This is a genomic window from Blautia sp. HCP3S3_C4, assembly GCF_052064095.1.
Taxonomy (GTDB): Bacteria; Bacillota; Clostridia; order Lachnospirales; family Lachnospiraceae; genus Blautia_A.
The window spans coordinates 199,804-223,457 of sequence record NZ_JBQHWF010000001.1; the positions used below are offsets into that span (position 1 = coordinate 199,804).

17 protein-coding genes are annotated in these 23,654 nt (G+C 42.1%); 16 read left to right on the top strand and 1 reads right to left on the bottom strand.

Going from position 1 to position 23,654, the window contains the following annotated elements; all coding sequences use genetic code 11:
• The first annotated feature begins 67 nt into the window (after positions 1 to 67).
• From ACTNC6_RS00970 to ACTNC6_RS01020, 11 genes are all read left to right on the top strand, one after another.
• A complete protein-coding gene (locus ACTNC6_RS00970; protein WP_173742231.1) occupies positions 68 to 1,183 on the top strand; it encodes a sugar ABC transporter substrate-binding protein in 1,116 nt (371 codons plus the stop codon).
• Between the two features lie 222 nt (positions 1,184 to 1,405).
• On the top strand, positions 1,406 to 2,434 hold the full coding sequence (gene chvE / locus ACTNC6_RS00975; protein ID WP_441033873.1) for a multiple monosaccharide ABC transporter substrate-binding protein: 1,029 nt from the start codon (positions 1,406 to 1,408) through the stop codon (positions 2,432 to 2,434).
• Between the two features lie 122 nt (positions 2,435 to 2,556).
• Complete coding sequence (mmsA, locus tag ACTNC6_RS00980; RefSeq protein ID WP_441042964.1) at positions 2,557 to 4,095, top strand: multiple monosaccharide ABC transporter ATP-binding protein; 1,539 nt, start codon at positions 2,557 to 2,559, stop codon at positions 4,093 to 4,095.
• 5 nt (positions 4,096 to 4,100) lie between these two features.
• Complete coding sequence (gene mmsB, locus ACTNC6_RS00985; RefSeq protein ID WP_303241860.1) at positions 4,101 to 5,273, top strand: multiple monosaccharide ABC transporter permease; 1,173 nt, start codon at positions 4,101 to 4,103, stop codon at positions 5,271 to 5,273.
• A 468-nt stretch (positions 5,274 to 5,741) separates the two neighbouring features.
• Positions 5,742 to 6,464 (top strand): phosphatase, encoded by a 723-nt coding sequence (locus ACTNC6_RS00990; protein ID WP_441034652.1) that lies wholly within the window; start codon positions 5,742 to 5,744, stop codon positions 6,462 to 6,464.
• Positions 6,465 to 6,702: 238 nt separating this feature from the next.
• Positions 6,703 to 7,008 carry a YerC/YecD family TrpR-related protein gene (locus ACTNC6_RS00995; RefSeq protein ID WP_019162748.1) on the top strand — a complete coding sequence of 102 codons (306 nt, stop codon included), beginning with the start codon at positions 6,703 to 6,705 and terminating at the stop codon, positions 7,006 to 7,008.
• A 96-nt stretch (positions 7,009 to 7,104) separates the two neighbouring features.
• Complete coding sequence (locus ACTNC6_RS01000) at positions 7,105 to 8,037, top strand: helix-turn-helix domain-containing protein (protein ID WP_441034650.1); 933 nt, start codon at positions 7,105 to 7,107, stop codon at positions 8,035 to 8,037.
• Positions 8,038 to 8,318: 281 nt separating this feature from the next.
• A complete protein-coding gene (locus ACTNC6_RS01005) occupies positions 8,319 to 11,501 on the top strand; it encodes a glycoside hydrolase family 2 TIM barrel-domain containing protein (RefSeq protein ID WP_441042965.1) in 3,183 nt (1,060 codons plus the stop codon).
• Between the two features lie 122 nt (positions 11,502 to 11,623).
• Positions 11,624 to 12,619 (top strand): L-glyceraldehyde 3-phosphate reductase, encoded by a 996-nt coding sequence (gene mgrA / locus ACTNC6_RS01010; protein ID WP_291806173.1) that lies wholly within the window; start codon positions 11,624 to 11,626, stop codon positions 12,617 to 12,619.
• A 52-nt stretch (positions 12,620 to 12,671) separates the two neighbouring features.
• Positions 12,672 to 13,583 carry an AraC family transcriptional regulator gene (locus ACTNC6_RS01015; protein WP_441034644.1) on the top strand — a complete coding sequence of 304 codons (912 nt, stop codon included), beginning with the start codon at positions 12,672 to 12,674 and terminating at the stop codon, positions 13,581 to 13,583.
• Positions 13,584 to 13,757: 174 nt separating this feature from the next.
• Positions 13,758 to 15,980, top strand: coding sequence for an alpha-galactosidase (locus tag ACTNC6_RS01020; protein WP_441042966.1), 2,223 nt, complete (start codon positions 13,758 to 13,760; stop codon positions 15,978 to 15,980).
• An 83-nt stretch (positions 15,981 to 16,063) separates the two neighbouring features.
• Here ACTNC6_RS01020 and ACTNC6_RS01025 read toward each other — a convergent pair whose 3' ends face one another.
• Positions 16,064 to 16,969, bottom strand: a complete 906-nt coding sequence (locus tag ACTNC6_RS01025; protein WP_008706567.1) for an AraC family transcriptional regulator — start codon at positions 16,967 to 16,969, stop codon at positions 16,064 to 16,066.
• A 243-nt stretch (positions 16,970 to 17,212) separates the two neighbouring features.
• Here ACTNC6_RS01025 and ACTNC6_RS01030 point away from each other — a divergent pair, with 243 nt between their 5' ends.
• From ACTNC6_RS01030 to ACTNC6_RS01050, 5 genes are all read left to right on the top strand, one after another.
• A complete protein-coding gene (locus ACTNC6_RS01030) occupies positions 17,213 to 18,478 on the top strand; it encodes an ABC transporter substrate-binding protein (protein WP_441042967.1) in 1,266 nt (421 codons plus the stop codon).
• A 165-nt stretch (positions 18,479 to 18,643) separates the two neighbouring features.
• Positions 18,644 to 19,537 carry a carbohydrate ABC transporter permease gene (locus tag ACTNC6_RS01035; RefSeq protein WP_227194799.1) on the top strand — a complete coding sequence of 298 codons (894 nt, stop codon included), beginning with the start codon at positions 18,644 to 18,646 and terminating at the stop codon, positions 19,535 to 19,537.
• A gap of 12 nt (positions 19,538 to 19,549) precedes the next feature.
• Entirely contained in the window at positions 19,550 to 20,374 is an 825-nt protein-coding gene (locus tag ACTNC6_RS01040) for a carbohydrate ABC transporter permease (RefSeq protein WP_019162740.1), read from the top strand.
• A gap of 224 nt (positions 20,375 to 20,598) precedes the next feature.
• Positions 20,599 to 21,264 (top strand): YesL family protein, encoded by a 666-nt coding sequence (locus ACTNC6_RS01045; RefSeq protein WP_441042968.1) that lies wholly within the window; start codon positions 20,599 to 20,601, stop codon positions 21,262 to 21,264.
• 87 nt (positions 21,265 to 21,351) lie between these two features.
• Positions 21,352 to 23,553, top strand: coding sequence for an alpha-galactosidase (locus tag ACTNC6_RS01050; protein WP_441042969.1), 2,202 nt, complete (start codon positions 21,352 to 21,354; stop codon positions 23,551 to 23,553).
• Positions 23,554 to 23,654 lie beyond the last annotated feature (101 nt).

Genomic DNA, 23,654 nt, shown 5'->3' on the forward strand with positions numbered 1-23,654 from the left:
GTGGGAAGATCAGGCAGAAAACAGACAGCGGAGAATTGTTCAGGAAGAGGATAAGGTAAGAAAAAAGATGAAATGGCAGGTCGAAAACAGCAGGAAAAAAAGAAAATTTGTGACTGGGATCTTATGGATCGTGTTATGCCTAGGAATTTTACTTCTCACAGGCTGCGGTACTTCCGGAAAAACAGAAGCAGATCAGAAGAAAGCAGATTCCGGAGAGGAAGTGCAGACTGAGAAAAACGATAAAGTCCAGATCGGACTGACTGTGGACTCTTTTGTGATCGAGAGATGGATCCGGGACAGGGATGCTTTTGTAGCTACAGCCAGAGAACTGGGAGCTGAGGTAAATGTGCAGGATGCAGGGGCTGATTCCAAAGAACAGATCAGCCAGATTGAATATTTTATCAGTAAACAGATGGATGTGATCGTAGTGATCGCCAGAGACTGCGGAGCACTCAGTGAGGTGATCCAGAAAGCGCATAATGCGGGAATTAAGGTGATTTCCTATGACAGACTGATCCACAATGCAGACGCGGATCTGTATATTTCCTTTGATAATGGAAAGGTAGGGGAGATTATGGCCCAGTCCCTGATAGATGCTATTCCTCAGGGGGGAGATATTTTTATGATCCAGGGCTCAGCTGCAGATAATAATGTTACTATGGTCAGGAAGGGCTTTGACAAGGTTCTGAAAAACAGTAATCTGAAAGTGGTTTATGAAGCGAATTGTGATGCCTGGACAGCGGAGCTTGCTGTGGGCTATGTGGAGGAGGCACTGGAAAAGTATCCTCATGTTCAGGGAATTATGTGTGGAAATGATGATATTGCCAGCCAGGTGGTACAGGTGCTGGCAGAGAATCAGCTGGCCGGAAAAGTGGTTGTGGCAGGACAGGACTGTGACCTGGCTGCCTGCCAGCGGATTGTAGAGGGAACCCAGTATATGACTGCGTTTAAATCCATTGAGGATCTGGCCAGGGAAGCTGCTCAATATGCAGTTGAAATGGGAAAAGGAACGGAGGTATCCAGTATGCCCGGCGTGACGGATACCATCAATGACGGAACCTATAATGTGCCGGCAGTGATCCTGACTCCTATAGCAGTGACCAGGGACAATATTGATGAAGTGATTATTGACGGAGGTTTCCACAGAAGGGATGAAGTATATCTGAATGCAGATTATAATTAGACTGGTATTTCGAAAACGATATAGCACATTTTAGTGACAAAAATGTCTTGTATGATACAGGACATTTTTTATTTTCAAAAAAATGTCTTGTTGTTTGCCAACCATGTCCAGATGTCTCTGTGTTATAGTAACATCATCAAAGAAAACGTATCAAACGTATAAAAAGAAACGGAGGTTTTTACAATGAAAAAGAAACTGGTATCTGCAATCCTTTGCGCATCAATGGTAGCTGGAATGGTAGTCATCCCGGGTGTGGCTGTTAAAGCGGATGACAAGAAGCTGATCGGTGTTACAATGCCTACCAAAGACCTTCAGAGATGGAATCAGGATGGCGAGAACATGAAGAAAGAGCTGGAAGCAGCAGGCTACGAAGTAGACCTTCAGTATGCATCTAATGACGTAAGCACACAGGTTTCACAGCTTGAGAACCAGGTAGCTAACGGATGTGACCTTCTGGTTGTAGCATCTATCGACGGAAGTAGCCTTGGCGAGCCACTGAAACAGGCAAAAGAAGCAGGAATCCCGGTTATCTCTTATGACCGTCTGCTTATGAACTCAGATGCAGTTACATACTATGCAACATTCGATAACTACAAAGTAGGCCAGAAACAGGGCGAATACTTAGTAGATGCACTTGATCTTGACAATCAGGACGGACCGTTTAATATTGAGCTGTTCACAGGTGATCCTGGTGATAATAACTGTAACTTCTTCTTTGGCGGAGCAATGGATGTACTTCAGAAATACATCGACGAAGGTAAACTGGTAGTAAAATCCGGACAGACAGAATTCGAGCAGGTTGCAACTGCTAACTGGGACAGCGCAAAAGCTCAGGACAGAATGGATACTATTATTGCCGGTAACTACTCTGACGGAACAAACCTTGACGCAGTTCTCTGCTCCAATGACTCTACAGCACTTGGTGTAGAAAATGCTCTTGCAGCTTCCTACACAGGAGAATATCCGATTATTACAGGTCAGGACTGTGACACACCAAACGTTAAGAACCTTGTAGCAGGAAAACAGGCTATGTCCGTATTCAAGGATACACGTGCTCTTGCATCTGCAGTTGTTAAAATGGTTGATTCTATCATGAAGGGTGAAGAACCGGAAGTGAACGATACAGAATCCTATGACAACGGCACAGGAATCATCCCAACATATCTTTGTGACCCGGTTGTTGTAACTGTTGACAACTACAAAGAAATGCTGATCGACTCCGGATACTATACAGAAGATCAGATCAAATAATACAAATTATGCAGTAAAACGGATGAAATTATCCGTTTCAGATACAGGCGGGGAATTCCCGCCTGTATCAATCTTGGAATCCTGTTATCAGGATTCTTTCATGAAAAGGGAGGGAAACAGAATTGGCTAAGATACTTCTGGAAATGAAAAATATCACCAAAACTTTCCCAGGTGTAAAGGCATTGGACAACGTCAATCTTCAGGTAGAAGAAGGCGAGATCCACGCTCTGGTAGGCGAGAACGGAGCAGGTAAATCTACTCTGATGAATGTATTAAGTGGTATTTATCCGTATGGAACTTATGAAGGCAACATTATTTATAACGGTGAAATCTGTAAATTTAATACAATTAAAGACAGTGAAGAAAAAGGAATTGTAATTATCCACCAGGAACTGGCGCTGATTCCATATATGACGATCGGTGAAAATATGTACCTGGGTAATGAAAGAGGAAAATCCTTCTCCATTAACTGGAATGAAACTTATGGAGAAGCAGACAAGTATTTGAAAATAGTAGGACTGGAGGAATCCTCCAGAACTTTGATCAAGGATATTGGTGTAGGTAAACAGCAGCTGGTAGAGATTGCAAAAGCACTGGCAAAGAATGCAAAGCTTCTGATCCTGGATGAGCCCACTGCATCCTTAAATGAGGATGATTCCAAGGCACTGCTGGATCTGCTGCTGAAGTTTAAAGCCCAGGGAATGACTTCTATTATCATTTCCCATAAATTAAATGAAATTTCTTATGTTGCGGATAAGATTACTGTTATCCGTGATGGTTCTACCATTGAGACTCTGGATAAGAAAAAGGATGATTTTTCCGAGCAGCGTATTATTCAGGGTATGGTTGGCCGTGAGATGACTGATCGTTTCCCGAAACGTCCGGATGTAAAGATCGGAGATGTTTCCATGGAAGTGAAAAACTGGAATGTTTATCATCCTCTGTATTCAGAACGTAAAGTAGTGGATAATGTATCCTTTAAGGTGCATAAGGGAGAGGTTGTAGGTATTTCCGGACTTATGGGTGCAGGACGTACAGAGCTTGCCATGAGTATTTTCGGAAAGAGCTATGGAACAAAGATTTCCGGTCAGGTATTCATGAACGGAAAAGAAGTGAAGCTGAATACTGTACAGGAAGCAATTGATAATAAACTTGCTTATGTTACAGAAGACAGAAAAGGAAATGGTCTGATCCTTTCCAAATCTATTAAGATGAATACTTCCCTTGCAAATATGAGGGGAATCACTAACGGAAAGGTTATTGACGCAGATAAAGAGTATGCGGTAGCAGAGGAATACAGAAAGAAACTGAAAACGAAATGTCCGTCTGTGGAGCAGAATGTAGGCAACTTAAGTGGTGGTAACCAGCAGAAGGTCCTTCTTGCAAAATGGATGTTTGCAGAACCGGATATTCTGATTCTGGATGAGCCTACCCGAGGTATTGACGTAGGTGCGAAATACGAAATTTACTGTATTATTAACGATCTGGTGGCAGCAGGAAAATCTGTTATCATGATTTCTTCTGAACTTCCGGAAGTACTTGGAATGTCAGACAGAATCTATATTATGAATGAGGGCAGGTTCGTAGGCGAAGTCGGCAAAGAAGAGGCTACCTCTGAGCTGATTATGTCCAAAATCGTAAAATCAGGAAAAGGAGCGTAAAGAAGATGGAAAAAAAGATTAGTTTTTCAGAGATATTAAAGAAATATACCATGGTGATCGTTCTTGTTCTGGTAGTCATCATGTTTGCAGTAAACACAAAGGGTGTTATGCTTCTTCCGCAGAATGTGAATAACCTTGTGGCTCAGAATGCATATGTATTTATCCTTGCAACAGGTATGCTGTTCTGTATTCTGACAGGTGGTAACATCGACCTTTCTGTTGGTTCTGTTGTATGCTTTGTGGCAGCTGTTGGTGGTAAGATGATGGTTCTTAACAGCATGAACCCATATCTTACAATGCTGGTTATGTTAATTACAGGTATTGCCATCGGTGCATGGCAGGGATTCTGGATTGCATATGTGAGAATTCCTCCGTTTATTGTAACTCTGGCTGGTATGCTTGCATTCCGTGGCCTTTCAAACGTAGTTTTACAGGGACAGACACTGGCACCAATGCCGGATTCTTACCTGGCACTGTTTAACAATTATATTCCGGATCCATTTGGGAAAGAGGGATTTAATCTTATCTGTTTTGTAGTTGGTATTATTGTCTGTATTGCATATGTGTTACTTGTTCTGAAGAACCGTGCAGACCGTGTGAAGAAAGGATACAGTGTAGATCCTTTTGGCGGTGTTGCAATTAAGATGATCCTGATCTGTGTAGTTATTCTTGCTTTTATGTTCCGTCTGGCTCAGTATAAGGGTATTCCCAATTCTCTGATCTGGGTAGCTGTGATCATTGCAATTTATACATATATTGCTTCTAAGACAACTACAGGACGTTATTTCTATGCAGTTGGTGGTAATGAGAAGGCTACAAAGCTTTCCGGTATTAATACAAATAAGGTTTATTTCCTTGCTTATTTAAATATGGGTCTTCTGGCTGCTATTGCAGGTATGGTTACTATGGCTCGTCTGAATTCTTCCAATCCTCAGGCTGGTACAAACTTTGAGATGGATGCGATCGGTGCTTGTTTCATTGGTGGTGCTTCTGCTTATGGCGGAACCGGTACAGTTCCGGGGGTTATCATTGGTGCGTTACTGATGGGTGTTCTGAACTTAGGTATGAGTATTATGGGTATTGATCAGAACCTGCAGAAGGTTGTTAAAGGTCTGGTTCTGCTGGCAGCAGTTATCTTTGATGTTGTTAGTAAGAGGAAATCCTTTATTGTGAAATAAAAAATTGTATATTCCTCCTTGAATAGGAATTTTTGGCAGGGCTTGCAGGGTGCAGGTCCTGTTTTTTTACCGAATCAAGTAAGTCTCCTGCTTTAATTGCGAATATCTGTTTGACTTGACAGGGGACGCGCAGAAAAATAGTGTGTTTGATGTGCGGTTTCGGCATCTAAGATATTCTAAGGTCAAAAAAATCTGCTAAAGGCATGAGCCGGCTTCTCAAACTCGCTTCGTCGCAGACTCCGCTCAGACAGTGATACAGCCGGCTCATAACGCAGATTTTTTTGACCTAAGAATATCTAAGATACCTGCAAATGCACATCAAACACACTATTTTTCTGCGCTGGCTGCTGGCAATTTTTGGGGTGTTGGCTTGAGTAAAAATGGATGGATTGAAAATTTGCTTGTGGAAGGGTGGAGGATGGTCGTATAATTAGAGGGAATATTGTACGAAGTGAGGAGTGGGTTGTTATGAGATATAGTTCTGTGTTGGATTTGCATACGCATACGGTGGCCAGTGGGCATGCGTATTGTTCGTTGAGGGAGATGGCGAAGGTTGCTTCTGAGAAGGGGCTGGAGGTTCTGGGGGTTACGGAGCATGCACCGGGGATGCCGGGGACTTGTCATCAGTATTATTTTGATAATCTCAGGGTGGTGCCCAGGGAGATGTATGGGATTCAGCTTCTTCTGGGATCTGAGGTGAATATTCTGGATGCCTGGGGGACTGTGGATCTGCCGGAGAGGACTTTGGAGAGGATGGATGTGGTGATTGCCAGTCTGCATATTCCATGTATGAAGCCGGGGTCTAAGCTGGAGAATACAGAAAGCTATCTGAATGTGATGAAGAATCCTTATGTAAATATTATCGGTCATCCGGATGATGGGAGATATGAGATTGATTATGAGGCATTGGTTCAGGGAGCGAAGGAGTATGGGAAGGTCCTGGAGCTGAATAATCATTCTATGGAGCCGGACTGTAACAGGCAGAATGCGGTGGAGAATGACAGAGAGATGCTGGAACTGTGTAAGAAATATCAGGTTCCGGTGGTGATGGATAGTGATGCTCATTTTGACTTGCTGATTGGGGAGTTTGATCTGGCGAGAAATCTTTTGGAGAAACTGGATTTTCCGGAGGAACTGGTGCTTAATCGTTCTGTAGATGCGATCAGAAAGTATGTAAATCGAAAAATCTGACAAACTGCGGAGCAGCTATTGGGTGTAGAGCCATGTAGAGAAGTGGATTGCGAATATCCGCTTGACGTTTTGAACAAATATGGAATATTTTGACCAAATTTGATTAAATAATTCCTTATAAACTACTTGCCTCGCATATTTTAACGTGTTAAAATAGCACTGTTAGAAATATAATACGGACACAATAAAAACAAATGTCCGTGTGGCAAAGACTAGAGTTCTAAAAGGAGCGGGAAAAATGAGTAAAAAAATCAGAACAGAGGCCGTGGATCATCTTTTTGAAGCGATTCTGTGCCTGAAGGATAAGGAAGAGTGCTATACTTTTTTTGAGGATGTATGTACGATCAATGAGCTGCTTTCCTTGTCACAGCGTTTTGAAGTAGCAAAAATGCTGATGGATAAAAGAACATATCTTGATATTTCAGAGAAGACCGGAGCTTCCACTGCAACGATCAGCCGTGTGAATCGTTCATTGAATTATGGAAATGATGGTTATGAAATGGTATTCTCCAGGATGGATGAGAAGGAATCTAAAGGGGAATAAGATAGTATAAGAATAAATAAGTGCAGAACTCTCCCATATCAATCGATTTATGAAGATTGATGTGGGAGAGTTTTTGGATAAACAGGAAAAAAAGTTATGAAAAAAAAGAAACCTAAAATAGAATTACGCTATTATTACATGCCTGCAGGAAGTCCTATCCTTCCTCTTCTGGGAGAGCGCTGGGTGCAGAATTATGGGACGGGTGTGGAGAATCTGCATTTTCATAATTTTATGGAAATTGGGTTTTGTTATTATGGGGATGGGATTCTTATGCTGGGTGAAGAAGAAAATATGTTTTCGGGACGGGAGTTTAGTGTGATTCCGGAGAGATTTCCGCATACAACGGACAGCAGAGAGGGTACTATTTGTAAATGGGAGTATCTGTTTGTGGATGTTGAGGGATTTTTGAAAAAGAATTGCGAGACACCGGTGCAGGCGGAGAAAATGATACGCAGAATCAATTCAAGAGCATTATTTTTGAAAGCAGAAGAAGAGCCGTTTGTAGCGCAGTGTATTCTTAAAATTATGGATATTATGCGTTATGAGGAAGAATTTTATCTGCAGGAGGCCAGTGGTCTGTTGTTGACATTGTTGGTGCAGATTGCCAGAATGAATGGAACGCCGGAGCAGGAGAGGCTTTATGAAGAGCAGAGCAGGAGTATGCGGATCATCTCGGATACTCTGGATTATATTGCGGATCATTACAGGGAAAATATAAAGGTATCGCAGTTGTCTGCGAACTGCCATTTAAGTGAATCTCATTTTCGCAGGTTGTTTTCGAAATGTATGCATATGAGTCCTGTAGAATATATGAATCTGGTGAGAATACGGACTGCCTGTGAGTATCTGAAAAAAACAGACAGGGCTGTAGCTGACATTGCGACAGAATGTGGCTTTACAACGGATTCTACTTTTAACCGAAATTTCCGGAGTCTTATGGGAATATCACCGGCGGAGTGGAGAAAAAAAGGGGAAAATTATGAGCAGCAGCTGTTGAAGTTTGATATTCGAACGGAAGAAGGCTGGTAAGTCGGAATATTCAAAAATTGTAAAGATTGAAAATAAATATTATATGATCGAATTTGCAAACTGAATAGAAAAATGAGATGTTATAATCGGAACTATAAAGAGAACTTATAACTATTTGATGGGTCGTTACAGATTTAAATGAATAATTGAGAAGCAGTTATTCGGTATAGAGCCACGCAGCGAAAGCGGATGATTTTATCCGCTTGACGAGATTTTGAATCGGATAGTAAGAATAAGGAATTAATAGAAATTCTCAGCACATTAATATCAGGAGGAACAAGATGAAAACATTTGATTATTCACTGGTAAAAGATCCGCAGTATTTTTGCGATAACCGAATGGAAGCTCATTCAGATCATGTATATTATAAAGATAAAAAAGAAATGCAGACTGCATTACAGGAAGGGGATGGGACTTCTTTTCGTTACTGTCTGAATGGTCTGTGGAAGTTTCATTATGCCCGTAATTATGCAAATGTGATTCCGGGGTTTGAAAAGGAAGAGTATTGCTGTTATGACTGGGAGGATATTCATGTACCGGCACATATCCAGATGGAAGGATATGATGCACCCCAGTATGCTAATGTCCAGTATCCATGGGAAGGACATGAGGAAATTTATCCCGGTCAGATTCCGGAGAGATTTAATCCGGTTGCAAGCTATGTGAAATATTTTACAGTGCCGGAACATATGAAGGGAAAGAGATTGTTTATTTCTTTCCAGGGAGCAGAGAGCGGATTTGCACTATGGATGAATGGAGCCTTTGTTGGCTACAGTGAGGATTCTTTTACTCCATCTGAGTTTGAACTGACAGATTATCTTAAAGATGGACAGAATAAGCTGGCAGCACAGGTATTCAAATGGACTTCCAGTAGCTGGTGCGAAGATCAGGACTTTTTCCGTTTTTCCGGGATTTACAGAGATGTGTATCTTTATACAGTTCCGGATACTCATGCATATGATCTTCAGATCCGTGCAATCCCAGAAGAGAATCTGGATGCAGCAGATCTTGAAATTAAGGTAAAGACATGGGGAAAAGGAAGCATTGTTTTCAGACTTGAGAAAGATGGAGAATGTGTGCTGGAAGAGAAAAAATCTCTTACAGAAGCTGGAAATGAAGAAGCAAATGCAGAGCCATTTTATATTCAGAAAACAAATAGCAGCAAGACTGTACAGAACAGCTTTGCATGGAAAATCAATAATCCAAAATTATGGAGTGCAGAAGATCCGCAGCTCTATGATCTTACAATTGAACTTTATGACGAAGCAGGAAATATTCAGGAAGTGATTCCTCAGAAGGTTGGATTCCGCCGTTTCGAGATGAAGAACGGCATTATGACTCTGAACGGAAAGCGTATCGTGTTTAAGGGCGTAAACCGTCATGAATTCAGTTCTGTCAGCGGCAGACATGTATCAGAGGAAGAACTACGCAAGGATCTTCGCATTATGAAGCAGAATAATATCAATGCTATCCGTACCTGTCATTATCCGGATACATCACTGATCTATCAGCTTTGTGATGAATATGGTATTTATATGATCGATGAGACAAACCTGGAATCCCATGGTTCCTGGGATGTGGCGGAATTTACAAAGGATTATACTCATGTTGTTCCTCACAACAAACCGGAATGGCTGGATATGATGCTTGACCGTGCCAACTCCATGTATCAGAGAGACAAGAATCATCCGGCAATCCTGATCTGGTCCTGTGGAAATGAATCTTTTGGCGGAAAAGATATCTATGAAATGTCTCAGCTTTTCCGTAAGAATGACTCTACCCGTCTGGTACATTATGAGGGACTTTTCCATGACCGCAGTTATAATGATACCAGTGATATGGAAAGCCAGATGTATCCGTCTGTAGAAGCAATCAAAAAGTTTCTGGCAAAGGATGACAGTAAACCGTTTATCTGCTGTGAGTATACACATGCCATGGGAAATTCCTGCGGTGCCATGCACAAATATACAGATCTGACAGATACAGAGCCAAAATATCAGGGGGGATTTATCTGGGATTACATTGACCAGTCTATTTATAAGAAAGACCGCTATGGACAAGAGTTCCAGGCATACGGCGGCGATTTCGGAGAACGCCCTACAGACTATAATTTCAGTGGTAACGGAATCGCATATGGCGGTGACAGAGAGCCATCTCCCAAGATGCAGGAAGTGAAATTCAATTATCAGAATATTACAGCAGAGGTGACAGCTGATACAGTAAAAGTGATTAACAAGAACCTCTTTGTAAATACAGATACTTTTGACTGTAAGGTAACACTTGCAAAGAATGGAAAAGTGATTTGTACAGAAGCACTGGAAACAGCAGTTGAGCCATTGAGTACGAAAGAATATAAACTGCCTTTTGAAAAGGCTGAGGCAGCCGGAGAATATACAATTACTGTTTCCTTCCATCTGAAAGAGGAAGAAATATGGGCACCTGCAGGTCATGAAATTGCGTTTGGACAGTATGTATATCAGGTGAAAGAGGATGTTCCGGATGGAAAATCAGATTCAGCAGAAACAGCGATTACAGCGGAAAAAGATGTATGTGTATCAGATGCGTTTGTAAAGAAGCCACAGATCATCCGAAGCACACACAACATTGGTGTCCGCGGCGAGCACTTCGAAGTAATGTTCTCCGTCCTCAATGGTGGTCTGGTTTCCTATAAATATGCGGGCAAAGAGATGATCGAGGCAATCCCGAAACCAAACTTCTGGCGTGCACCAACAGATAATGACTGTGGAAATCTTATGCAGATGCGCTACGCACAGTGGAAAATTGCCAGCATGTATTTAAGCCACAAAGAATACAGAAAAGGTGCATACGGCCCATCCAATTTACTACAGGCAGAAGAAACAGACCACTCTGTAAAAGTAACATTTACCTATCTGATGCCAACCACACCAGCCAGTGAGTGTCAGCTCACCTACGAAGTATTCGGCGATGGAAAGGTGAAGACAACTTTAACTTATGACCCTGTAAAAGAACTTGGTGATATGCCGGAATTTGGGGTGATTTTCAAATTCAATGCAGATTACGACAATGTTCAGTGGTATGGACTGGGAGAAGCTGAAACCTATGCAGACCGTAAAAAAGGTGCAAAACTGGGCGTTTATCAGAACAAAGTTGTGGACAACATAGCAAGATACATGGTACCGCAGGAATGCGGAGCAAAAGAGGAAGTACGTTGGGCGAAAGTCACAGATCGCAAGGGCAGAGGAATGTACTTTGAAATGGATGGAGAATCAATGATGTTCTCTGCACTCCCATACACTCCACATGAGATGGAAAATGCCATGCATCCATATGAACTCCCACAGATTCATTACACAGTAGTACGCGTAGCCAAAGGCCAGATGGGAATCGGCGGTGACGACAGCTGGGGAGCATATACCCATCAGGAATATCTGCTGAATGCAGACGGAAAGATGGAATTCTCCTTTAGCTTTAAAGGGATTTAATATAGTTTATTTGTTAAAAAAGCCATTTTCAGTCAGAAAGTGGCTTTTTAATAATGCTAATAATATTTGTTGAAAATAAGTGGAACAGGATGTATGATTACAGAAAAAGGAGAAATTATCTTATGTATCAGGCAGATGAAAAACGTTATGAAACTATGAAATACCACCGCTGTGGTGCCAGTGGGCTGATGCTGCCGGAGTTATCTCTGGGTTTATGGCATAATTTCGGAGATACCGGTGTTTATGAGAATATGAAGCAGATGTGCTTCACAGCATTTGATAATGGAATTACACATTTTGACCTTGCAAACAACTATGGCCCACAGCCTGGAAGTGCGGAGGCAAATTTTGGAAAAATCCTGAGAGAGGAATTTTCTGCATACAGAGATGAGCTGATTATCAGTACAAAGGCCGGTTACGACATGTGGCCGGGACCTTATGGAAACTGGGGAAGCCGTAAGTATCTGATCGCCAGTCTTGACCAGAGCCTGAAACGTCTTGGTCTGGATTATGTAGATATCTTCTATCATCACAGAATGGATCCGGAGACTCCTCTGGAGGAGACTATGGAGGCTCTGGCACAGATTGTCAGAAGCGGAAAGGCATTGTATGTTGGAATCTCCAACTACGATGGTGAGACAATGAAACGCGCCGCAGATATTCTGGAAGAACTGCACTGTCCGTTTATCATTAATCAGAATTCGTATAATATTTTTAACAGAACGATTGAGAAAAATGGTCTGAAACAGGCAGCAGCAGAGAGGAGAAAGGGAATTATTTCTTTCAGTCCTCTGGCGCAGGGAATGCTCACAGACCGATACCTGAATGGAATCCCAAAAGACAGCCGTGTCAACACAGACGGACGTTTTCTCCATGCAGACCAGTTCAGTGAGGAACGTCTTAACAGTATCCGCAGCCTGAATGCAATTGCAGCAGAGAGAGGCGAAAGTCTTGCTCAGATGGCACTGAAATGGATTCTCCGCGACGGAATCGTAACCAGCGTTCTCATCGGGGCATCCCGTCCACAGCAGATCCTTGAGAATCTGAAAGTGCTGGACAGTGCATCCTTCAGTGAAGAGGAATTAAAGAAGATAGATGAGTGTTCACTGGCCTTATGATATAGCCGGGAGTTAATGGTTGTTTATAAAACAGGAGAGCAGACTATATATTATGGAAGATTCATATGTCTTACAATTACAGGAACCAAAATTCAAAGAATTTTATCTAAGCTACAGCGGCTACGCACAATGCGGGCCGCTGCATTGCTATGGCCCGGCATCCCGTCCACATTATCTGATCCATTTTGTAGTGAAAGGAAAAGGAATGTATCAGGTGTCCGGACAAAAACATTATCTCACTGCTGGACAGGGGTTTCTGATCGAGCCGGGCACACAGACTTTCTATCAGGCAGATAAAGATGATCCCTGGAGTTATCTTTGGATTGGAGTAGGCGGCACCAATGCAGGAAAATATATTCGGGATATCGGATTAAACAGCGAGCAGTTGATCTTCCGTTCGGAAAGTGGAGAAGAGTTAAAGAAAATTGTGCTGGATATTCTGAAACATACAGAAAGTACCACCTCAAATCTGTATTATCTGCAGGGACGATTATATGATTTCTTTTCAGTTCTTACAAAAGATGTGGTGATTGATACTTATCTGGGTAATTCAAAAGAAAAGAAATATAGAAGCGAAAGCAAGTATGGAGCATATATCAAAGAAGCTATGGCATTTATAAAAAATGAATATGCCTGTGGAATCGGAGTACAGGAACTGGCAGAGCATTTAAATGTTAACCGCAGTTATCTGTACACGATCTTTATGAATGAACTTCATATTTCACCAAAGGACTTTCTGCAGAAATACCGTATTACAAAGGCAAGGGAATTGCTGGTTCTTACGGAATTGTCTGTAGAATCAATTGGAAAATCCTGTGGCTATGGAAATGCAGAACGATTTGCCAGGGCATTCAAACATGAAACAGGACTGACACCAACGCAGTTTCGCAGGCAGGACAGAAGTAAAAACCGCAGAAACCTGGAAGTATCAGAGGATGGGCTGGAACAGCTGATCAACAGTTAACATTTTAAAGGTTCAGACAAACATAATGCCATAACGCCTCAGAATAACTTTCTCTATAATAATGTATATGATATCAGCACAGCCGCGGAGCAATCCGTGATATCAAGTTAGGGTCAAAAAACCTTTTGCCCCTGACATCATGCATATTGAATCTATTATAAAAAGGGGACAGTTATGAGTATTATTTTTCATGAAAGTTCAAACACATTCCATTTATACAACAATGACATCAGTTATATTATGTGTGTGCTTCCAAATGGACATCTTGGAAATCTCTATTTTGGGAAAAGAATCCATGACAGAGAAGATTTTTCATATCTTCTTGAGATGAAGCAGCGACCAATGACAGCCTGTGTTTATGAGGGAAACCGCAAATTTTCGCTGGAGCATCTGAAACTGGAATATCCGGTGTATGGTAGTTCTGATTACCGTTATCCGGCAATGGAGATCCTTCAGGAAAACGGCAGCAGGATTTCTGATTTTACTTATGTAAGTTATACAATTGCAGCTGGAAAACCAAAACTTCAGGGACTTCCGGCTACATATACTGAGAAAGACGAAGAAGCCCAGACCTTATGTGTAAAATTGAAAGATGAAGTAACAGGAATTGTATTGGAATTGCTTTATACTATTTTTACACAGAGGGGAATCATCACCAGAAGTGCCAGATTTACAAACGAGGGTGCATCATCAGTACATCTGTTAAATGCAATGAGCCTCAGCCTTGATCTGCCGGACAAGGATTATGTGTGGATGCAGTTTTCAGGTGCATGGTCCAGAGAACGTCATGTGAAAGAACGCAGATTAGAGCAGGGAATCCAGTCTATGGGAAGCATCAGAGGAAATTCTTCCCATGAACATAATCCCTTTATTGTGCTCCGACGTCCGTCAGCAACAGAAAATGCAGGAGAAGTGATGGGATTCAGCCTGATCTACAGCGGAAATCACAGAATGCAGGCAGAGGTGGATACTCATGATACAACCCGCATCACTGTGGGAATCAATCCCCAGAATTTTGACTGGAAGCTGGACTGTGGTGAGAGCTTTCAGACTCCGGAAGCAGTAGTAGTATTTTCTGATAAGGGTCTGAATGGAATGAGCCAGACCTTCCATAAATTATATCAGAAGAGACTGGCAAGAGGTTACTGGAGAGACCGTCCCAGGCCAATCCTTAACAATAACTGGGAAGCTACTTATTTTGATTTTACAGAGGACCGTCTGGTGGAAATTGCTGCAAAGGCAAAGGAATGTGGTGTTGAATTATTTGTGCTGGATGACGGATGGTTCGGTGCACGAAGCAACGATTATACAGGACTTGGTGACTGGGCGGCAAACAGAGAGCGTCTTCCGCAGGGAATCAAGGGAATTGCAGACAGGATTGAAGAGATGGGTATGAAATTTGGTCTGTGGTTTGAGCCGGAGATGGTGAATAAGGATTCCGATCTTTACCGTGCACATCCGGACTGGATCCTGCAGACACCCCAGAGGCATTCCTGTCATGGCAGAAATCAGTATGTGCTGGATTTCTCCAGAAAAGAAGTGGTGGACTGTATTTATGAGATGATGTACAAAATCCTCTCAGAAGCAAAGGTTTCCTACATTAAATGGGATATGAACAGAAGTATTACGGAATGTTATTCAGCTGCACTTCCTGCAGACCGTCAGGGAGAAGTGTTCCACAGATATATTCTCGGAGTTTATGATCTGTATGAGCGGTTAAATACTGCATTTCCGCAGATTCTCTTTGAGTCCTGCGCAAGCGGTGGCGGACGTTTTGATCCGGGAATCCTTTATTATGCACCACAGGGATGGACCAGTGATGATACAGATGCGGCAGAGCGTGTGAAAATCCAGTACGGCACAAGCATGTGTTATCCCGTAAGCTCCATGGGAAGTCATGTTTCTGTAGTACCAAACCATCAGTTAAACCGCAAAACTCCGTTACATACAAGAGCAAATGTAGCTTATTTTGGAACTTTCGGATATGAGCTGGATCTGAATAAACTGTCTGATGAGGAAATCAGTGAAGTAAAACAGCAGATCACTTTTATGAAAGAATACAGAGAACTGATCCAGTTTGGAACTTTTTACAGACTGAAAAGTCCTTTTGAGGGCAATGAAACAGCGTGGATGACAGTCAGCGAGGACAAAAAGACAGCGCTGGTATTCTGGTACAGAGAAAGAAATGTAGTAAACGCAGATTTTACCCGAGTACGGCTTCAGGGACTGGATCCGGATCTTATCTACAGAAATGAGTATAATGGAACAGAAAACTACGGGGATGAGCTGATGAATCTGGGACTGCTCACCACAGACTGTACAGCAGGTGAACCTACAAGTGAAGACGAACCATGCACAGACTATGAGTCCAGAATTTATGTTTTAACTGCAAAATAATAACCGAATCAGGTAAGCTCCTTATGAAGGTTGCGAAAAGCAATAGACAGAAATAAAAAATCAACAAAAAGCAGGCAGAACGATCACACGGGATCGTCTACCTGCTTTTCGTTAAATTTATCCATCATTTCTTTATGAGTCTTATAATTCTTCGGACTCATTCCAAACTTCTTCTTAAAAGCTTTTGAAAAAACAAGTTGGTCTTCATAGCCCACATTATTAGCAATCTCTTTAACAGACAGACTGGTGCTGACCAGAAGACTGGCTGCTTTATGCATCTTATAATCAATGAGGAAGGTCTGTGCGGACATTCCAAGCTCTTTCTGAAAGGAACTGTTCAGATAGGCACGGCTGATTCCGATATTATCTGCAATATCAGAAATCCCGATTCCCTTTTGATACATATCTTTAATATATTCAATGGCAAGCTCCACATAGACACTGGTGCTGTAGGCATATTTGGCATTTTTTTTGTTCTGTGCAGACTGCTTTTCATGAAAGCCGGCAAGCTCGGCTAACAACAGAATCAGATAAGCCTGGCGCCTTAGATCATTGGCTTTGGAAAGCTGCTTATGATTCAGCATATAATCGATGTGTTTCAGGATTATTTTCTGATCCGGTGCAGGAAGTACTAATTGATTTTTGGAAAATCCACATTCTTTTACCATTGAGTGAGCTCGGATTCCGCGAAAACCGATCCAGGCATAAGTCCAGGGATTGGTTTCATCAGCACCGTATGTGACTGGTTCATTTGGATAAATTACAAACATCTGTCCGGGAGTAAGGCTCCAGGTCTGACCTCCGGCAGAATAGAATCCGGTACCGTCCAGCACAAAATGGATGATGAACTCATCTCTTGGCATGGAACAGATATGTCCGGGCGGGCAGTGTTCTTTGCCCGTATGGATCAGACTGATATCAAGGGAGCCTTCTTTCAGGTTTTCAAGACAGCGGAAAGTAGCGCTGTCCGTATATTTTACATTTGGCATTTGCGCAATTCCTTTTTCTATTTTCATTGACTGCAGATATTGTTGATATAAAGACATAAGGGCTGATATCATGCAAATACGCATAAATTCAAGCCTTAGTTGACATTTTACCATAAATTCAGCGTTTTTTCCATAACGATTATGACATAAATTCATTTCATTAGTCCATTTAAAAAAATAGACAAAAACGTATAATAAGAATCACAAGGAACACGTCGAAACGACGAATAAAGGAGGATGTATATGAGAAAAAACATGAAAAAACTCACAGTCGCAACAGTGATCGGTGCTATGACAGTTACTGCACTTGCACCAGTAAGCGCACAGGCGAAAGACAAAACTCTGACAGTTGCAATCTGGGATAACGGACAGAAAGCCGGACTTCAGGAAATCATGGATGAGTTTACAAAAGAGACCGGAATCAAAACGGAACTTCAGGTAGTAGAGTGGAGCAGCTACTGGACACTTCTTGAAGCAGGTGCATCAGGCGGAGACATGCCGGACGTATTCTGGATGCATTCCAATGAAGCTGTAAGATATATGTCCAATGATATCTTACTTGATCTGACAGACAAGATTGCAGACAGCGATAAACTGGAAATGGACAAATTCCCGGAAGATATCAAAGAAATGTATCAGTGGGACGGAAAAACATACGCAGTACCGAAGGACATCGATACAATTGCTATGTGGTACAACAAAGATATGTTTGATGAAGCAGGAATTGACTATCCGGACGGAAACTGGACATGGGATGAATTCTATGACATTGCAGAGAAACTTACAAAAGAAGACGGAAGCCAGTACGGTTTTGCAGCAAACCCGTCTAACGAGCAGGATACATGGATGAATATTGTTTACTCCATGGGCGGATGTGTACTGACAGATGACAACAAATCCGGTTTTGATGATCCAAACACTATCAAAGCAATGGAATTCGTTGACAAATGCGTTAAAAATGTAATGCCTCCTGCATCTACAATGTCCGAAACAGGTACAGACGTACTCTTCGGATCTGGCAAGGTAGCTATGATTTCTCAGGGATCCTGGATGGTATCTGCTTTCAAAGACAACGATTACATCAAAGAGCACTGTGATGTGGCAAGACTTCCGAAAGATGCTGAAACAGGAGAGAGCGTATCTCTTTACAATGGTCTTGGATGGGCAGCATCTGCAAACACAGATATGCCAGACGAAGCTTTCCAGCTTATTGAGTGGTTCGGTACAAAAGATATGCAGCAGAAACAGGCTGACCTTGGTGTAACAATGGCAGCTTACGAAGGAATGTCCGATGGATGGGTTAACAGTGTTGACTGCTTCAACTTACAGCCATACATGGATGCAATGGACAATATCGTATTCAGACCACACACAAATGCAACACTTGCATGGTGGAACCCAATGTGTGAAGAACTGAAGAAACCATGGAATGATGAAGAAAGCATGGATGATGCATGCAAGAATATCGTTACTATTATGAACGATGCCATCGCAGAAGAGTCTTATTAATTGATATTCAGCAAAACTATTTATAAAAAATAAGAAACGGAAAAGCTGCCGCAGAAAAGATTCCGATTATGTGATAACCGCAGAAGTCACAAAGGGTATGCTCATATGCGGCAGTTTTCCATTCAAATCAGCAACAAAATTTTACGATAAGAAGGAGTGAGAGCCGTGGCAAATCCAAAAAAAGGTACCAGTCAGGCGCGGAATGAATTCATCTGGGGATGGGCGTTCATTCTTCCTACAATGCTTGGCCTGATCATCTTAAATATTTATCCCATATTTAAGACCATTTATGAGAGCTTTTTCAAGACCGGAGATTTCGGTAAGGGAAATATCTTCATTGGTTTTGACAACTATGTAAAGCTGTTCCACGATGCGGAAGTATGGCAGGCATTATTAAATACATTTAAATATGCCATTGTGGAAGTTCCGTTTTCTATTGCTATCGCACTTGTACTGGCAGTTTTATTAAACCGTAAAATGAAAGGCCGTGCTGTTTACAGAACAATTTTCTTCCTGCCTATGGTTGCTGCTCCGGCTGCGATCGCCATGGTATGGAGATGGCTGTTTAACTCAGAATTCGGTCTTCTCAATCACATTTTTCACACAAAGATCAACTGGATCTCTGATCCGAGGATCGCAGTTTATGCGATCGCAGTGATCGGTGTATGGTCTATCATCGGCTACAATATGGTTCTTTTCCTGTCCGGTCTGCAGGAAATCCCAAGAGATTATTATGAAGCAGCAAGCATTGACGGAGCAACTGGTGTGAAACAGTTCTTCCATATTACAATCCCGCTGCTTTCACCGACCATCTTCTTTGTAATGGTTACCCGTGTTATCGGTGCCATGCAGGTATTCGACCTGATCTTCATGGTTATGGACAGAAATAATCCTGCACTTTACAAAACACAGTCACTTGTTTACCTGTTCTACCAGAATTCCTTTGTACAGAATAACAAAGGTTATGGTTCAACAATCGTCGTACTTCTTCTGGTTGTAATTATGATCATGACAGTATTCCAGAACATTGCTCAGAAGAAGTGGGTTCACTATAACTAAGGAGGGATAATTATGGCAGCAAGAGATAAAGCAAACAGAGTTCTGATCCATGTTATCCTGATACTGGTATCTATTACCATGCTGGTTCCTTTCTTATGGATGATCCTGACAGCTTTCAAAACCATGACAGAGGCAACTTCTGTCAACCCGTTCGTAATTCTCCCGTCTACATGGAGATGGGACAGCTTTAAAGAAGTTATTGAAAATATGGATTTCTTACATCTGTATATCAATACATTGCTTCTGATCCTGGGCCGTGTTGTATGCGCGGTTCTGACAGCAACACTGGCAGGCTATGCATTTGGACGTCTGAACTTCAGGGGGAAAAACCTGATGTTCTCTCTGGTTCTTTTCCAGATGATGGTTCCTGGACAGATCTTCATTATCCCACAGTACTTAATGGTAAGTAAAATGGGAATGCTCAATACCATTTTTGCCCTGGTATTTCCCGGTATTGTTACTGCATTTGGTACATTTCTCCTCAAACAGGCTTATATGGGACTTCCGAAAGATCTGGAAGAGGCAGCACGTCTTGACGGATGTAACATCGGTCAGACCTTCCTGTTCATCATGGCTCCTCTGACACGTTCTTCCATGGTGGCACTGGGAATCTTCACAGCAGTATTTGCATACAAAGACCTGATGTGGCCTCTGATCTGTAACAAAGATGTAATGCCTCTGTCAGCAGCACTTGCAAAAATGCAGGGACAGTACACCAACAATTATCCGCAGCTGATGGCAGCATCTCTGCTTGCATGTATCCCGATGATCGTACTGTATCTGATCTTCCAGAAGCAGTTCATCGAAGGTATTGCAACATCCGGTGGTAAGCTGTAATAAAATCTGAGCAGCACAGGCAGGCTTTGTTATAAAATCAGACCAGAGATTGTAGCAGGGCTTGCCTGAAACTGGATTTAACTGATAAACTGCGGAGCAGTTATTCGGTGTAGAGCTACGTAGCGAAGCAGATTGCGAATATCCGCTTGATTAAAGTTCAGAGAAAGTAAACTGAATATAAAATAAAAAAAGATAAATGACAGGAAAGGAAGAGGTAGATAGAAATGAAACCAGGAAGTCTCTTTGACAGAATATTTGGATTTTTAGGTCAGTTGATCGCATTAAATTTGCTGTGGATCGTGTGCTCTCTTCCGATTATCACAGCAGGGGCATCCACCACTGCATTATTTTACTGTACATTGAAACTCCATAAAGATGGAGATATCAGAGTACTTCATGATTTTTTTAAGAGTTTTAAGCAGAATTTCAGGCAGTCCACACTGATCTGGATTCTGATGGCTGCAGCAGGAATATTTATTTATATGGAAAAAGAAGCTCTGGCAACAATGCCGGTATCCATGTCACAGATTTTTAATTATGTGATCTTTGCTGTATATATTCCTCTGGTGGCAGTTGCACTGTATGTATTTCCAACAGTTGCAGCATTTGAAAATAAAACAATGACTTTGATCACAAACGCATTTTATTTTGCGGTTAAACATATAGGTTATGCCTTAGCTGTGGCAGTGATCACAATCCTGCCAATGACAATGACACTTGTAGATGCAAAACTTTTCCCGGTATATCTGCTGATCTGGCTGATGTTTGGGTTCTCCCTGACTGCCTATGCAGATTCCTGGTTTATGTGGAAACTGTTCAAGCCCTACTTCAAAGAGGAGGAAGAGGAACATCACTACGTGGACACAGAACCTGATCAGTATGCGTTTTAACCGAAACAAACAGCGATACCTGGTTACATAAAAAATAGATAGAACATCTATAAAATAGAAAGAACAAAGAAATGAGAGGTACAGAGTATGGAATGGATCAAATATCACGAGGCAGAGAAAGTATTCGACCTGAGAACAGAGCACAGCACTTATCAGATGCAGGTAAGAGAGTATGATACTCTGGTTCATCTGTATTATGGAAGTCCGGTAGGCGATGCGCTGATCACAGACAGGATCGTATGTGTGGACAGAGGATTTTCAGGAAATCCTTATGAGGCAGAAAAGGACAAAACATTTTCATTAGATACCCTGCCACAGGAATATACTGCATATGGAAATGGTGATTATCGTATCAATGGCCTGGAGACTGAGCAGGCAGACGGCAGTGATACTGCAAATATGAAATTTGAGTCCTATGAGATTACAAAAGGAAAGTACAGCCTGAAAGGGCTTCCGGCAATGTTTGCAAAGGAAGATGAGGCAGAGACACTGGAAATTGTTTTGACAGACCGTGTCAGCGGACTGAAAGCACATCTTCTCTATGGTGTATTTCCTCATCTTGATGTGATCACCAGAGCGGTACGCCTGGAAAATACAGGTACAGCACCGGTTACAGTAAAAAAAGCAATGTCTATGGAAATGGACTATGAATACAGAGAACTGGATGCAGTCCATTTCTATGGCAGACACAATATGGAACGCCAGATGGAGAGAACTCATCTTGGACATGGCAACTGGTCTGTAGGAAGTATCCGCGGTACCTCCAGCCATCATCACAATCCATTTGTAATCCTTTGTGACAGAAATACAGAGGAAACCTATGGAGACTGCTATGGATATGCACTTGCATACAGTGGAAACTTCTTATTTGAAACAGAAGTGGACCAGGTAGGACATACCCGTGTGGCAATGGGAATCCATCCATATCATTTCTCCTGGACACTGGAACAGGGAGAGAGCTTTGAGACACCGGAAGTGATCATGGCATATTCAGCAGAAGGCTTTGGAAAACTTTCCAGAATCTATCATGATGCATACAGAAGTAATCTGATCCGCAGCAAATATACAGAGCAGCCAAGACCAATCCTGGTAAATAACTGGGAAGCAACTTATTTTGATTTTGACGCAGATAAGATTTACCACATTGCAGAAGAGGCAAAAAATATCGGACTGGATATGTTTGTCTTGGATGACGGATGGTTTGGAAAGAGAGACAATGACTGGTGTGCACTTGGTGATTGGGAAGTAAATGAAGAGAAGATTAAAGGCGGACTTCCCGCACTTGCAGAGAAGATTCATGGACTTGGACTGAAATTCGGTCTGTGGGTAGAGCCGGAGATGATCTCTGAGGACAGTGATCTGTACAGAGAACATCCGGACTGGGCACTAAAGATCCCGGGACGTGCCATGAACCGAAGCAGACATCAGTTAAATCTGGATATTACCAGAAAAGAAGTACGCGAACATATTATGAACCAGATTTTTAAGGTTCTGGATGCATGCAAGGCTGATTATGTGAAATGGGATATGAACCGAAGCGTAGATAACGTATTCTCAGCAGCTCTTCCAAAGGAACGTCAGGGAGAGGTTTACCACAGATATGTGCTGGCTGTTTATGAAATGATGGAAAGCCTGGTGCAGAGATATCCGAATCTTCTGTTTGAGTCCTGCTCAGGCGGAGGCGGAAGATTTGAGGCAGGAATGCTTTACTATTCTCCGCAGATCTGGTGCAGTGACAATACAGATGCTATTGACAGACTGAAAATCCAGTATGGTACATCCTTCGGATATCCCATAAGTGCAATGGGCGCACATGTCAGCGTATGCCCGAACCATCAGTCCGGAAGAACGACTCCTTTTGAGACAAGAGGAATTGTTGCATCCGCAGGTACCTTTGGCTATGAGCTGGATCTGATGAAGATGTCCGAAGAAGAGAAAAAGACAGCCAGAGAGCAGATTCTGAAGTATAAAGAAATGGAGCATCTGGTACAGTCCGGAGACTATTATCGTCTGGTGAATCCATTCGAAAACAACAACCATGTACTCTGGCAGTTCGTATCAAAAGATAAGAAAGAAACGGTTGTATGCGGAGTAAGACTCCACAGTGAAGCAAATCCTTATATTTATCTTTTCTACCCACAGGGGCTGGATGCTGATATGAAATACGAAGACACAGCAACAGGAAAAGTATATACAGGTGCAGCTCTTATGAAGGCAGGTCTGCCTTTGCCATTGACAACAGGAGATTACCAGCCGGTTAAATTTACATTCAGAGCGGTAGAAAAATAATCAGTGATGTTCGCAGGGTAAACTATAAAAACCAGGAATCACTTATCAATAACAGATAGGTGTATTTCTGGTTTTTTTATTATGGAAATGGCAAAAATTCG

What these genes read in the sequence shown, in the direction of transcription:
- ACTNC6_RS00970 (WP_173742231.1), top strand. Translation starts at nt 68, where the DNA reads ATGAAATGGCAGGTCGAAAACAGCAGGAAAAAAAGAAAATTTGTGACT.
- chvE (WP_441033873.1), top strand. Translation starts at nt 1,406, where the DNA reads ATGGTAGCTGGAATGGTAGTCATCCCGGGTGTGGCTGTTAAAGCGGAT.
- mmsB (WP_303241860.1), top strand. Translation starts at nt 4,101, where the DNA reads ATGGAAAAAAAGATTAGTTTTTCAGAGATATTAAAGAAATATACCATG.
- ACTNC6_RS00990 (WP_441034652.1), top strand. Translation starts at nt 5,742, where the DNA reads ATGAGATATAGTTCTGTGTTGGATTTGCATACGCATACGGTGGCCAGT.
- ACTNC6_RS00995 (WP_019162748.1), top strand. Translation starts at nt 6,703, where the DNA reads ATGAGTAAAAAAATCAGAACAGAGGCCGTGGATCATCTTTTTGAAGCG.
- ACTNC6_RS01000 (WP_441034650.1), top strand. Translation starts at nt 7,105, where the DNA reads ATGAAAAAAAAGAAACCTAAAATAGAATTACGCTATTATTACATGCCT.
- ACTNC6_RS01005 (WP_441042965.1), top strand. Translation starts at nt 8,319, where the DNA reads ATGAAAACATTTGATTATTCACTGGTAAAAGATCCGCAGTATTTTTGC.
- mgrA (WP_291806173.1), top strand. Translation starts at nt 11,624, where the DNA reads ATGTATCAGGCAGATGAAAAACGTTATGAAACTATGAAATACCACCGC.
- ACTNC6_RS01015 (WP_441034644.1), top strand. Translation starts at nt 12,672, where the DNA reads ATGGAAGATTCATATGTCTTACAATTACAGGAACCAAAATTCAAAGAA.
- ACTNC6_RS01020 (WP_441042966.1), top strand. Translation starts at nt 13,758, where the DNA reads ATGAGTATTATTTTTCATGAAAGTTCAAACACATTCCATTTATACAAC.
- ACTNC6_RS01025 (WP_008706567.1), bottom strand. Translation starts at nt 16,969, where the DNA reads ATGCCAAATGTAAAATATACGGACAGCGCTACTTTCCGCTGTCTTGAA.
- ACTNC6_RS01030 (WP_441042967.1), top strand. Translation starts at nt 17,213, where the DNA reads ATGAGAAAAAACATGAAAAAACTCACAGTCGCAACAGTGATCGGTGCT.
- ACTNC6_RS01040 (WP_019162740.1), top strand. Translation starts at nt 19,550, where the DNA reads ATGGCAGCAAGAGATAAAGCAAACAGAGTTCTGATCCATGTTATCCTG.
- ACTNC6_RS01045 (WP_441042968.1), top strand. Translation starts at nt 20,599, where the DNA reads ATGAAACCAGGAAGTCTCTTTGACAGAATATTTGGATTTTTAGGTCAG.
- ACTNC6_RS01050 (WP_441042969.1), top strand. Translation starts at nt 21,352, where the DNA reads ATGGAATGGATCAAATATCACGAGGCAGAGAAAGTATTCGACCTGAGA.